10 protein-coding genes and 1 pseudogene are annotated in these 12,058 nt (G+C 66.5%); 8 read left to right on the top strand and 3 right to left on the bottom strand.

Annotated elements, in window-relative coordinates; all coding sequences use genetic code 11:
- Positions 1 to 3 precede the first annotated feature (3 nt).
- Both EJ074_RS15750 and gshB read right to left on the bottom strand, forming a co-directional pair.
- Positions 4 to 1,454: pseudogene (locus EJ074_RS15750) on the bottom strand (YifB family Mg chelatase-like AAA ATPase).
- Positions 1,455 to 1,671: 217 nt separating this feature from the next.
- Positions 1,672 to 2,613, bottom strand: coding sequence for a glutathione synthase (gene gshB, locus EJ074_RS15745; RefSeq protein ID WP_095805229.1), 942 nt, complete (start codon positions 2,611 to 2,613; stop codon positions 1,672 to 1,674).
- Positions 2,614 to 2,890: 277 nt separating this feature from the next.
- Between gshB and EJ074_RS15740 the strand changes: the two genes are divergently transcribed.
- The 8 genes from EJ074_RS15740 to EJ074_RS15705 all read left to right on the top strand — a co-directional run bounded on the left by EJ074_RS15740 (position 2,891) and on the right by EJ074_RS15705 (position 11,255).
- Positions 2,891 to 4,135, top strand: coding sequence for a glycosyltransferase family 2 protein (locus tag EJ074_RS15740; RefSeq protein WP_095805448.1), 1,245 nt, complete (start codon positions 2,891 to 2,893; stop codon positions 4,133 to 4,135).
- Positions 4,136 to 4,143: 8 nt separating this feature from the next.
- On the top strand, positions 4,144 to 4,530 hold the full coding sequence (locus tag EJ074_RS15735; RefSeq protein ID WP_245420307.1) for a GtrA family protein: 387 nt from the start codon (positions 4,144 to 4,146) through the stop codon (positions 4,528 to 4,530).
- A gap of 99 nt (positions 4,531 to 4,629) precedes the next feature.
- Positions 4,630 to 6,438 (top strand): polysaccharide biosynthesis protein GtrA, encoded by a 1,809-nt coding sequence (locus EJ074_RS15730; protein ID WP_095805227.1) that lies wholly within the window; start codon positions 4,630 to 4,632, stop codon positions 6,436 to 6,438.
- Positions 6,439 to 6,546: 108 nt separating this feature from the next.
- Positions 6,547 to 7,896, top strand: coding sequence for an EAL domain-containing protein (locus EJ074_RS15725; protein WP_095805447.1), 1,350 nt, complete (start codon positions 6,547 to 6,549; stop codon positions 7,894 to 7,896).
- A 152-nt stretch (positions 7,897 to 8,048) separates the two neighbouring features.
- Entirely contained in the window at positions 8,049 to 8,816 is a 768-nt protein-coding gene (locus EJ074_RS15720; protein WP_095805446.1) for an SDR family oxidoreductase, read from the top strand.
- Positions 8,813 to 9,748 carry a 2-dehydro-3-deoxygalactonokinase gene (locus EJ074_RS15715; RefSeq protein ID WP_095805226.1) on the top strand — a complete coding sequence of 312 codons (936 nt, stop codon included), beginning with the start codon at positions 8,813 to 8,815 and terminating at the stop codon, positions 9,746 to 9,748. Before EJ074_RS15720 ends, EJ074_RS15715 begins: the two co-directional genes overlap by 4 nt.
- Positions 9,745 to 10,383, top strand: coding sequence for a 2-dehydro-3-deoxy-6-phosphogalactonate aldolase (locus tag EJ074_RS15710; RefSeq protein ID WP_095805225.1), 639 nt, complete (start codon positions 9,745 to 9,747; stop codon positions 10,381 to 10,383). The genes EJ074_RS15715 and EJ074_RS15710 overlap by 4 nt, the downstream gene beginning before the upstream one ends.
- Complete coding sequence (locus EJ074_RS15705; protein ID WP_095805224.1) at positions 10,380 to 11,255, top strand: SMP-30/gluconolactonase/LRE family protein; 876 nt, start codon at positions 10,380 to 10,382, stop codon at positions 11,253 to 11,255. The genes EJ074_RS15710 and EJ074_RS15705 overlap by 4 nt, the downstream gene beginning before the upstream one ends.
- Positions 11,256 to 11,759: 504 nt before the next feature.
- Here EJ074_RS15705 and EJ074_RS15700 read toward each other — a convergent pair.
- Positions 11,760 to 12,047, bottom strand: a complete 288-nt coding sequence (locus EJ074_RS15700) for a DUF1330 domain-containing protein (RefSeq protein ID WP_095805223.1) — start codon at positions 12,045 to 12,047, stop codon at positions 11,760 to 11,762.
- Between the last annotated feature and the right edge of the window lie 11 nt (positions 12,048 to 12,058).

Genomic DNA, 12,058 nt, shown 5'->3' with positions numbered 1-12,058 from the left:
CTGTTACGCCGCCTGCGCCATGCGCTCCGCGCTCATCCGGTAGGAGATCGCCTCGGCGAGATGGATGCGGCCGACGGTCTCGCTGGCATCGAGGTCGGCCAGCGTGCGCGCCACTTTCAGCACCCGGTGGTAGGCGCGCGCCCGCTGGCGTCCTTGAGCAGCGTCAGCCCGGCGGCATCCGGCTTGGCGATCTCCTCGACGATTGCCGGGGGGCAATGCGCATTGGTGGTGGCGCTTGCCGCACCCAGCCTTTCCAGGCGCTCGCGCTGGATGGCGCGGGCACGCGCCACGCGCTGCGCTACTGCAGCACTGGTCTCGGCGCGGTCCGGCCGGATCAGGTCGCTGGCCGAGACTGCTGGCACCTCGATCCGCAAGTCGATGCGGTCGAGCAGCGGGCCGGAAATGCGCGCCTGGTAGTCGGTGCGGCAGCGTTCGCCGCGCAGGCAGCGATAGCCCGGCTCGCCCGACATGCCGCAGCGGCACGGATTCATCGCCGCCACCAGCTGGATGCGCGCCGGATAGGTGACGCGGTGGTTGGCGCGCGCGATGACGCAGTCGCCCGTCTCCAGCGGCTGGCGCAAAGCATCCAGCGTCTGCGGCGTGAATTCTGGGAATTCGTCGAGGAACAGCACGCCGTGATGGGCAAGCGACACCTCGCCCGGCCGTGCCCGCAGGCCGCCGCCGACCATCGCCGCCATCGAGGCCGAATGATGCGGCGCCCGGAACGGCCGCCGGTCGGTGAGCTTGCCCTCGCCGAGCTCGCCGGCAACGGAAGCGATCATCGAGACTTCCAGGAGTTCCTTCGGCGCCAGCGGCGGCAGGATGGAGGGCAGCCGCTGCGCCAGCATCGACTTGCCCGAGCCGGGCGGTCCGACCATCAAGAGGTTATGCCCGCCCGCCGCCGCCACCTCCAGCGCCCGCTTGGCGCTTTCCTGGCCCTTGATGTCGGCGAGATCCGGCAGGTCGCGCGCCGCGAGCTGGATGCCCGCCTCGGGGCGCGACAGCACCTGCGTGCCGCGAAAATGGTTGGCGACGGCAATCAGGCTGCGCGGCGCCAGTATGTCGAAGTCCTTGCCGGCCCAGGCCGCTTCCGGCCCGCAGGCGAACGGGCAGATCAGGCCTTTTCCTTCCGCGTTGGCGCCGATCGCCGCCGGCAGCGCACCGGCCACCGCCGCGATGGTGCCGTCGAGCGACAATTCGCCGAGCACGACATAGCCGGCCAGCATGTCGCCCGGAATGGCGCCGAGCGCTGCCATCAGGCCGAGCGCGATCGGCAGGTCGTAATGGCTGCCCTCCTTGGGCAGGTCGGCCGGCGCCAGGTTCACCGTCACCTTCTTCGACGGCATCGACAGGCCGGAGGCATGCAGTGCGGCTTGCACCCGTTCTCGGCTCTCGGCCACGGCCTTGTCCGGCAGCCCGACGATCTGCATGCCGACCTTGCCCGGCGCGATCATCACCTGGACATCGACCGGCACGGCCTCGATGCCCTGGAAAGCCACCGTGCGAACCCGCGCCACCATCTTGTCTGAACCCCCCGCTGCGGCTCGCACGCGGCTTTGCGATCAGGCCGCGAGCGAGGTCAGGTTAGACAACCACAGATTTTCGCTTTGATCAAGAACATTACGGGAACATTTGCCATGGCAGGTCCCGCGCCCCGGCGGCAGAGAGGAGCTAGCCCTTCTTCCCCTCGACGCAGTCCCAGAACAGGCTGGCGATATCGGCACCGCCGAAACGCCGCACTTCGCGCACGCCGGTCGGCGAGGTGACGTTGATCTCGGTCATGTAGTCGCCGATCACGTCGATGCCGACCAGGATGAAGCCGCGCTCCCGCAGCGACGGCCCGATGCGGGCGCAGATCTCGCGCTCGCGTGCCGTCAGCTCGGTCTTCTCGGCGCGGCCGCCGACATGCATGTTGGACCGCGAATCGTGCTCGGCCGGCACGCGGTTGATGGCGCCGACCGGCTCGCCGTCGATCAGGATGATGCGCTTGTCGCCCTTGCGCACGTCCTTCAGATAGCGCTGCACGATATAGGGCTCGCGGAACAGCTGGCCGAACATCTCGAGCAGCGAGGCGAGGTTGCGGTCGGCCTCGTGCAGGTGGAAGATGCCGGCGCCGCCATTGCCGTAGAGCGGCTTGATGATGATGTCGCCGAACGCCCTGCGGAAGGCCGCCACTTCCTGCGGATCCTTGGTGATCAGCGTTTCCGGCATCAGGTCGGGAAATTCCGTGACGAAGATCTTTTCCGGGCTGTTGCGCACCCAGGCTGGGTCGTTGACCACCAGAGTCTTCGGATGGATCCGCTCCAGCATGTGCGTGGTGGTGATGTAGTTCATGTCGAAGGGCGGGTCCTGCCTCAGCAGCACCACGTCCATCTCCGCGAGATCGGTGCGCACCGGCTCGCCCAGCGCATAGTGGCTGCCCTTCTCGTCGCGCACCTGCATCTCCTCGACGCGCGCGAACACCTTGCCGCCCTGCATCGACAGCCGGTCGGGCGTGTAGTGGTAGAGCTTGTGGCCGCGCCGCTGCGCCTCCAGCGACAGCGCGAAGCTCGTGTCGCCGGCGATCGACACGGTGGAAACATGGTCCATCTGGACGGCGATCTTGAGCGGCATCTGCGGTCTCCGGCGGGGTCGAGCAATCCCAGGAAAAGTGCCCGGCGGTTTTCGGTCCGGAATTGCGTCGAGTAACGCCGATATAGGGAACTCGGCGGCTCCTGCCAATCGCGTCATTTGCAAGATTGCCGGCAAGGCCGCCGCAACCTCGTCTCGCCGGCCAATGGAGACAAGATGATGCCGCGCGTCATCGTTTTCTTAAGCCTTGCCGTGCAAGGGTGAGCGCCGAATGCCCTCGCCGGACGAAGCCGGAGGGGTCGCCGATGGAACAATGACCATGAACGCCGTCACCGCCATTCGCACCGCCTCGGCCGAGGAACTCGAACTCACCATCCTCATGCCGTGCCTCAACGAGGCCGAGACGCTCGCCACCTGCATCCGCAAGGCGCGGGCGTTCCTCGACAGGGCGGGTGTCGCCGGCGAGGTGCTGATCGCCGACAATGGCAGCTCGGACGGCTCCCAGCAGATCGCGGCGGACAACGGCGCCCAGGTCGTTCCGGTGGCGCAGAAGGGCTATGGTGCCGCGCTCATGGGCGGCATCGCCGCCGCCAGGGGCCGCTACATCATCATGGGCGACGCGGACGACAGCTATGATTTCGGCGCGCTCGAGGCCTTCGTCTCGCGCCTGCGCGACGGCGCGGATCTGGTCATGGGCAACCGCTTCCAGGGCGGCATCGAGCCTGGCGCCATGCCCGTCCTGCACCGCTATCTCGGCAACCCCGTGCTCAGCTTCATCGGCCGGCTGTTCTTCCGCATCAAGACGGGTGACTTCCATTGCGGGCTCAGGGGGTTCAACGCCGAGCGTATCAGGAAGCTCGACCTGCAGACGAGCGGCATGGAATTCGCCAGCGAGATGGTGGTTCGCAGCGCCCTTGCGGGTTTGCGCATAGAGGAGGTGCCGACCACGCTGAAGCCCGACGGCCGCAGCCGTCCGCCGCACCTGCGCACCTGGCGGGACGGCTGGCGCCATCTGAAGTTCCTGCTGGTGCACAATCCGCGCTGGATGTTCTTCATACCCGGCACCGTGCTGCTCAGCCTTGGCGCGCTGCTGGTGACGCTGTTGCTGCTGGGCCCGCTGCAGGTGATCGACAACCTGTCGCTCGACCTCAACACATTCGTCGCGGCCTGCTTCATGGTGGTGGTGGGCGTCCAGCTTCTCACCTTCGGCGCCATCTCGCGCTACTATGCCGAGATAACCGGCATTCTGCCGCCGAACAGGCGATCGGATTGGCTGACCAGAACCATCAGCACCGACCGCCTCGCGGCCAATGCCGGCATTTGCTTTGCCGGCGGTGCGCTGTTCTTCGGTTATGCACTTTTGCGTTGGGCGAGCCTCGGATTCGGCCCCTTGGATGATCCGGCAATTCCGCGCGTCGTCGTGCTGGGCCTGAGCCTGATCGTCATCTCGCTGCAGGCCTTCTTCTCGGCGTTCCTGCTCGGCGTCCTGGAAATACCGGTCAAGCGGCTGAAAGCCGCCTCAGCCGGCTCGGCCGACGATGCGCGGTTGGGCCAGGCCGCATGAACCGGGCCTTGACTCCCTTTCTGCAGACCCGCCTTTTCCGGTTTCTCACCGTGGGCGTCGGCGCCGCCCTGCTTCTGTTCGCCCTGTCCTGGCTGCTGGTCTCGCTCGGACTTTCGCCGTTCACCGGCAGTGTCGCCGCCTATGCGGTCAGCTTCGTCGTCGCCTATTCGGCGCAGCGCAGTTGGACCTTCGGCGGCCAGCACGACCATGCCGAGGCGATGCCGCGCTATCTTGCGCTGCAGGTCGGATGCGCCGCCTTCTCCGGTCTGGTGTCGCATGTGGCGGTGACGGATCTTGCCATGTCGCCGCTCTCGATGTCGGCATTGACCACCGTTGCGGCGAGCGCGGTGAGCTATGTCCTGTCATCGGTTTGGGTGTTTCCGGCTCGCGACTAGCCGCGGCCGCGCCGCCTTGGGCAAGCGGTTTTACGCTTTGTTGAACGAAGCGGCCTAGCCTGCGCCGAAAACACGCTGGAAGTTACCTCCGTGACCCTCATGAATCCTGTGCAGCTCCCCAAGGATGCAACCGGCCGCTCTTGGACAAAGGATCTCATGCTGGCGCTGTTGGCAGCCCTGGTCGTGCTCACGGTCAGCGCCGCCACAGGCTTTCGCCCGCTGGCCGATGCCGGCAACAACGACAATCTGCTGCGGCTTGTCGAAGTGCGCGACCTGCTGAACGGCCAGGGCTGGTTCGACCTTCATCAGTACAGAATGGGCCCGGAGGGCGGCTTCGTCATGCACTGGTCAAGGCTGGTCGACGTCCCGATCGCCACCCTCATCATGGCCGCTTACGCGCTGACCGGCAGCATGCCGCTCGCCGAAGCGGTGGCCCAGGTCCTCTGGCCGGCACTGTTGTTGTTGGCGACGCTGTTCTTCACCGCGCGCGCCGCGCGCAATTTCGCCGGTGGGGGCGCGGTGCTGCCGTCGGTCGTGATCGGCGCCGCCGCTTATAATTTCGTCGGCATCTATTGGCCCGCTGCGCTCGATCATCACAACGTCCAGCTCATGCTGACCATGGCGAGCCTCGCCCTGCTGCTCGAAGCGCCGGCCCAGAGGACGGCGGCCCTGTTTTCCGGCCTCTGCGCCGCGCTGACCCTCGCTGTCGGGATGGAGACCCTGCCCTATGTCGCCACACTCGGCGTCTGCGTGTCGCTGCTGTACGTCGTCGACGGCGCCGGCGAGCGCGCCATCGCCCGCGATTTCGGTCTCGGCTTCGCGGGCGTTTCGACGCTCGTCTTCGCTGCCACCATTCCGGCGTCAGCCTGGGGCGAGGCTCAATGCGATGCCTTCTCGACGGCGCAGTTCGTCGTCGCCGCCATTGCCGGTGCAGGGTTGTCGGCGATTGCGTCGGTCGACGTGGCCTCTCGCGACTGGCTGCGGCGCCTGCTCTGTCTGGGCTTGCTTGCCATCGTGCTCGGCGCTGTCGTGATGGCCTTCTTTCCGCAATGCCTGGCCGCGCCCTACGCCACCCTCGACCCGCGTCTCAAGGAGCTCTGGCTCGATCACATCGAGGAAGCCCAGTCGCTCGTGACACTTATAACTCATGATCCCAGGCGCGTGGCCGCCCGCTACGGCACGTCCTTCCTGGCGCTCGCTCTGATGGCGCTGCGCCTGGGCCGAGGCGGCTGGCGCCGCCAGGACAGCCTCGTCGGCGCGCTTCTTGTCGCTTCTTTCCTCGTCGGCGTCTGGCAGGTGCGCGGCACCACATTCTCGATCGCCTTTGCGCTGATCCCTCTTTCCGCTTGGATTGCGAAATGGCGCGCCCGCGCGGCGACAAATTCCTCTGTCGGGGTAGCGCTGCGCCTGGCCGCCGTCTGGCTGGTCTCGGTCAATCCGGTCTGGACCGGCGCCGCAGCCGCAACGTCCTTGGCTCTGGAAGGAAGCGCGTCCCCCGCCGATGAGGGGACCGCCGACAAAGCCTGCGAGAACAAGGCCAGCTTCGCGTCGCTCGGCCGCATTCCCGGCACCACCGTGCTTGCCACTTCCAATCTCGGCTCGCCGATCCTGGCCTTTACCGCGCATCGCGTCTTTGCCGGCCCCTATCACCGCAACATCGCCGGCAACCTCCTGGCACTCGACGCTTTCCTCGGCTCGGCCGACGACGCGCGACGGATCGTGCATGCACATGGCGTCGGCCTGGTCGCGGTCTGCCCCGGCAGCCCCGAAAGCGTCCTGCTGGCCAGGAAGGCCCCAGGCGGCTTCCTGGCCGGGCTGATCAACGGCAGCATTCCGGACTGGCTCGAACCCGTCGCGGAGACCAGGGGCAGCATGATCGAGCTCTATCGCGTCAGGCACGCGGGCTGATTGCGGAGCATGCCGTTCGGGGGTCGAAAAAATCGATTTTTTCGATACGCTTCCTAAAGGGTTTCCTGCCAGTCTCCGCGCAAATATCGAAGTCACCACAGGGACATGATGCAAACGACGTTTGGCACCGGGCAGCCAGGCAGGGAAAGCACGGATCTGGCCCTCACCGATCCGCTGACCGGGCTTGGCAACCATCGTCGCTTCGTCGACAAGGTCGATCGCCTGATCAGCGACCGCGCCGACGACCCGGCGCCCTTCACAGTCGGCATTCTCGATCTCGATGGCTTCAAGCCGATCAACGACCTGTTCGGCCATAAGGCCGGCGACGACATCCTGATCCAGGTGGCGATGCGGCTGCGCGCCTCGATGGACAGCTATTCCACCGTCTGCCGCATCGGCGCCGACGAGTTCGCCTTCCTCTACCCGATGGTGTTCAGCGAGGAGGCGGCGGCCGAGAAGTCGCGCATGCTCATCGAGATTCTTTCGGCGCCTTATGATGTCGGCGAGCGCACCGCTAGACTCTCCGCCTCGGTCGGCTGCTCGCTGTATTATTCCGGCGACGAGACCACCGAGATCCTGCTCAACAAGGCCGAAACCGCGCTCTATCACGCCAAGCGTTCGGGCCGTGGCCGCGTCGTCGTCTATACCCGCGAGATGGAGGAGGCCGCCAAGCGCGTCACCCGCATCGAGCAGGCGCTGCGCCGCGCCGTCTCGGCCGGCGAGGTCGAGCCGCATTTCCAGCCCATCGTCGATCTCAACACCCGCCGCACCATCGGTTTCGAGACCCTGGCGCGCTGGACCGATCGCGACCTCGGCATGGTGCCGCCAAGCGTCTTCATCCCGATCGCCGAGGAGCGCGGCATCATCGGCCCGCTCTCGCAGCTCGTGCTGCGCAAGGCGACCGAAGCGGCTCGCAGCTGGCCGAAGGATCTGTTCCTGTCCTTCAATCTGTCGCCCTCGCAGCTCGTCGACCAGAACACCGGCCTGCACATCCTGGCGATCCTCGACCGCACCGGCTTCGATCCGCGCCGGCTGGAGATCGAGATCACCGAGACCGGCCTGATGAACGATCCGGCTTCGGCCGAAAAGATCGTCGCCGATCTGCGCCGTGTCGGCATCCGTGTCTCGCTCGACGATTTCGGCACCGGCCAGTCCTCGCTTGGACGCCTGCGCGAGTTCCATTTCGACAAGCTCAAGATCGATCGCGCCTTCGTCGCCTCCATTCTCGACGACCGGCCGTCGGAGCATATCATCCGCGCCATTCTTGCCATGTGCGAAGGGCTCGGCATGGACGTCGTCGCCGAAGGCATCGAGGAAGAGGCGCAGGCCGACCGCCTCGTCCAGTTCGGCTGCGCCGGCGGCCAGGGCTATCTGTTCGGCAAGCCGGTCGACGCCGACGCCACGCTCGGCTACCTGCGCGATTCCTATCGCGGCGCGCTGCACGCCAAGGCGATCTGACCGGCCTATCCGTCCTCCGCCGGGCCCGGTCCGCCGGCTGCGGACGTCTCCATGTGCTTTTGTCAGACATAAGCGCGAAAATCTGACGTTTCTCCCTTGCCCGGACGACGTCTCTGGCTAGGATGCGCGCCGGCCAAAGGGAGAAAGAGATCATGATGCCATCGGCGCGTTTCGCCGACCTCGACGGCGCCTCGGTGCTGATCACCGGCGGCGGCTCCGGCATCGGCGCCGCGCTGACGGAAGGCTTCATGCGGCAGGGCGCCAGGGTCGCCTTTCTCGACATCGCCGACAAGCCCAGCAGGGCGCTTGCCGACCGCCTGGAAAAGGAGCTTGGCCGGCGGCCGCTCTATCTCAAGACCGACCTGCGCGACGTCGAGGCCCTGCGCGTTTCGGCGGCGAAGGCGGCTGAAGCGCATGGCGACGTCACCGTGCTCGTCAACAACGCGGCGCTCGACGACCGGCATGCGGTGGAAGACGTCACCGTCGAGTTCTGGGATAATAATCTGGCCATCAACCTGCGGCCGCACTTCTTCACCGCGCAGGCTGTGGCGCCCGGCATGAAGCGCGCCGGGGGCGGCTCGATCATCAACTTCACCTCGACCTCCTATCTCATCAACCACCCCGACATGCCGGCCTATACCGCTGCCAAGGCCGGCATACTCGGCCTCACCAAGGGCCTTGCCGGCAAGCTTGGCGCCGACCGCATCCGCGTCAACGCGATCGCGCCGGGCTGGGTGATCACCGAGCGGCAGCAGAAGCTCTGGGTCACCGAAGGCTCGCTCGCCGCCCATGTCGCCAAGCAGTGCATCAAGGAGGTCATGCAACCCGACGACGTCGTCGGCACGGTTTTGTTCCTGGCGTCCGACGCCTCGCGCATGCTGACGGCGCAGATGCTGATCGTCGACGGAGGCTTCCTTTGAGCGGCGCCCCGGCGATCGCCGCGCTCGACTGGGGCACGACAAGGCTCAGGGCCTGGCTGCTCGATGCTTCCGGCAAGGTGCTTGCCGAGCGGCGAAGCGATGACGGGCTGATCACCGCGCGCGAAAAAGGTTTTGCGAAGGTGCTGGAGGGACATCTTGCCGCCATGGGCGCTCCCCAGGCGCTGCCGGTGATCATCTGCGGCATGGCGGGTTCGCGCCAGGGCTGGCTCGAGGCGCCCTATGTCGGCGTGCCGGCGCCGATCGGCGCCATTTTGCGCGGCGCCGCCCGCATCGAGAGCGAGCGCCGCGATGTCCGCATCGTGCCGGGGCTGGCGCAGCGCCTGGCCGACGCGCCGGATGTCATGCGCGGCGAGGAGACCCAGCTTGCCGGCGCCGGCCTGCCGGCAAATGGCCGCCACCTTGTCTGCATGCCCGGGACGCATTCGAAATGGGTCGTGGTCGAGGACGGCGCGGTCGCCGGCTTCGGCACCTGGCCGACGGGCGAGCTGTTTTCGGTGCTGTCCGCGCATTCGATCCTGAAACATTCGCTAGGCGAGCATCCGGCCCCGGTGGCGGCGGACAATCCTTTCTTCCGCCAATGGTGCGAGCAGGCGCTGGGCGAGGGCGGCGACGTCATTTCGAAGCTGTTCGCGATCCGCGCCGCGGGACTGCTACAGGATTTGAAATCCGAGGATGCCGCAGCCTGCCTGTCCGGACTGCTGATCGGCGGCGAGATCGCCTCGGCCACGCGCCGCTATGGCTTCAGCGAAACGCCGGTGGTGTTGATCGCCTCCGGCGCGCTCGCCAACCTTTACGGCGCAGTCTTGGACCTGGCCGGCTTGCCCTTCAGGACGGTCGATGCGGACGAAGCGGTGCGCGCTGGCCTCATCGAGGCAGCGTGCGAGAACGGCATGATCGGAGGCGCAGCGTGACTGAGACCGCACCCTTTCCAAAACTCCGGCGCGGCCTTGTCGCCATCCTGCGCGGGCTGAAGCCGACCGAAGCGGTGGCGATCGGCCGGGCGGTTTTCGACGCCGGCATCGAGGCGATCGAGGTGCCGCTCAATTCGCCCGAGCCGTTCACCTCCATCGCCAGTATCGCCGCGGCGCTTCCCGAAACCGCGCTGGTCGGCGCCGGCACGGTGCTGACTGCGGCCGATGTCGACGCCCTGCACGAGGCCGGCGGCCGGCTGCTGGTCAGCCCCAACATCGATGCCGAAGTCATGGGCCGCGCGATGCACCATGGCATGGTGACGATGCCCGGCGTGTTCACGCCCACCGAGGCGTTCCTTGCCATCAGGCTCGGCGCCTCGGCGCTGAAATTCTTCCCGGCAAGCGTGCTCGGCGCCGTCGGCATTTCGGCGATGCGCGCCGTGCTGCCGGCCGCCACCGTGATCGGCGCTGTCGGCGGCGTTTCCGACAAGGATTTTGCCGGCTACAAGACGGCTGGCGTCAGCGTCTTCGGCCTCGGGTCGAGCCTCTACAAGCCGGGCGCCACCGCCGAAGAGGTGGTTGAGCGCGCCCGCGCCGCGGTCGCCGCCTGGGACGAAGCCTTCGGAGCGGCATGATGGACAGCGTTTCGGTCTTGAGCGACCACATCTGCCAGCTGGGCGAAGGCCCGAGCTACGATCCGGTCACCGACACGCTGTTCTGGTTCGACATCGTCAACGGCAAACTGCTGGAAAAGCCGCTCAGCGGCACCCTGAAGGTCCACGATCTCGGCCTGATGGCCAGCGCCATCGCCATCATCGATGACGCCCGCCAGCTGATCGCCACCGAGACGGGCCTCCATGTCCGGGACGTCGAGACCGGCAGGTTGACGTTGCACACACCGATCGAGGCCGACAACCCGCTCACCCGTTCCAACGATTCCCGCGTCCACCCTTGCGGTGCCTTCTGGACCGGCACGATGGGCAAGGACGAGGAGAAGGGTGCCGGTTCGATCTACTGGTTCTTCAAAGGCGAGCTGCGGCGCCTGTTTTCGGGAATCACCGTCTCCAATTCCATCTGCTTCTCGCAGGACGGAACCATCGCCTATTACACCGACACCGCGACCGGGCTGCTGATGCGCGTCGCCTGCGATGCGGCGACCGGCCTGCCGACAGGCGAGGCAAAGGTGTTTGTCGATCATCGCTCGTACAAGGGCTATGTCGATGGCTCCGTCGTCGACCGCGACGGTGTGCTGTGGAATGCCGTCTGGGGCGGCAAGGCGGTCAAGGCCTATTCGCCCGACGGCACGCTGCTGCGCGAGGTCGCGATGCCAGTGACGCAGCCGTCCTGTCCCGCCTTCGTCGGCGCGAAGGCCGACCGCCTGGCGGTGACGTCGGCCTGGAAGGGCAAGGACGACAAGCAACGCCAGCTCGACCCGCAAGCCGGTATGACCTTCGTTCTGGATGTGCCAGTCAGGGGCCGCTTCGAGCCGCGCGTGCTGATCGCCTGATACCGCTCCGGCCGGTGGGCTTCTGGCGGGCTTGGTTAGGAAGTGAAGAACCATGCGGAGAGCTGTAGTTCTGTGACTGTTGAATAAAGTCGCAAGAACCCGCATCCTTCGCGAATGCACATATCTGTGCCATTCGAGCTTGCCCGCTCCAGCATTGCTTTCGTCGAATCGGGCGGCCCTTCCAGACCATGGCCGACTTCACGGCGCTCCAGGTGATAGCGGGCAGGCCGCCAGGGTTGCAAGCACGTCCAAAAACTTCGTCATTCCAGGGCGGAGCAAGGAGCGAAGCGACGCGCGCAGACCCTGAAATCCATGCCGTTACCCGGTCCGTGGAGTGCAGCGGGGGCAGAATTCTGGACCGTAGCGGCGCGTTGAAGTTACGGCATGGATCCTCGGGTCTGCGCGCGTCGCGTCGCTCCTTGCTCCGCCCGTGGATGACGACAAGATGGGCGTGTCGGCTAATCTCCAACGTGCCAACGCAGCCGATCCCCTTACTTCGACGACCTAAACCCCCTCGACCAGCACGATCTCGCCGTCGGCCACCTTCTGGCGGATGGCGACGGCACGCTGATATTCGGGCGAGTGGTAGCAATCGCGCGCCGCCGCCAGCGACTCGAATTCGATGATGACGTTGCGGCCACGCCCGGGACCTTCGGCCTTTTCGTGCTCGCCGCCGCGCGCCAGGAATTTTCCACCGAAGCGCTCGAAGGCGGGCTTGGCCGCGGCGACATAGTCCTTGTAGCCCTCGGCGTCGCGCACATCGACGCGTGCGATCCAGTATCCCTTTGGCATCTGTCTTCCTC

It is taken from the genome of Mesorhizobium sp. M3A.F.Ca.ET.080.04.2.1, assembly GCF_003952525.1.
Lineage (GTDB): Bacteria > Pseudomonadota > Alphaproteobacteria > Rhizobiales > Rhizobiaceae > Mesorhizobium.
Note: the sequence above shows the minus strand (reverse complement) of the source record. Positions and strands in the feature narration are given on the sequence as shown.

Excerpts from the sequence above, each read along its gene's own strand:
- gshB (WP_095805229.1), bottom strand. The coding sequence starts at position 2,613 with ATGCCGCTCAAGATCGCCGTCCAGATGGACCATGTTTCCACCGTGTCG.
- EJ074_RS15740 (WP_095805448.1), top strand. The coding sequence starts at position 2,891 with ATGAACGCCGTCACCGCCATTCGCACCGCCTCGGCCGAGGAACTCGAA.
- EJ074_RS15730 (WP_095805227.1), top strand. The coding sequence starts at position 4,630 with ATGAATCCTGTGCAGCTCCCCAAGGATGCAACCGGCCGCTCTTGGACA.
- EJ074_RS15725 (WP_095805447.1), top strand. The coding sequence starts at position 6,547 with ATGCAAACGACGTTTGGCACCGGGCAGCCAGGCAGGGAAAGCACGGAT.
- EJ074_RS15720 (WP_095805446.1), top strand. The coding sequence starts at position 8,049 with ATGATGCCATCGGCGCGTTTCGCCGACCTCGACGGCGCCTCGGTGCTG.
- EJ074_RS15705 (WP_095805224.1), top strand. The coding sequence starts at position 10,380 with ATGATGGACAGCGTTTCGGTCTTGAGCGACCACATCTGCCAGCTGGGC.
- EJ074_RS15700 (WP_095805223.1), bottom strand. The coding sequence starts at position 12,047 with ATGCCAAAGGGATACTGGATCGCACGCGTCGATGTGCGCGACGCCGAG.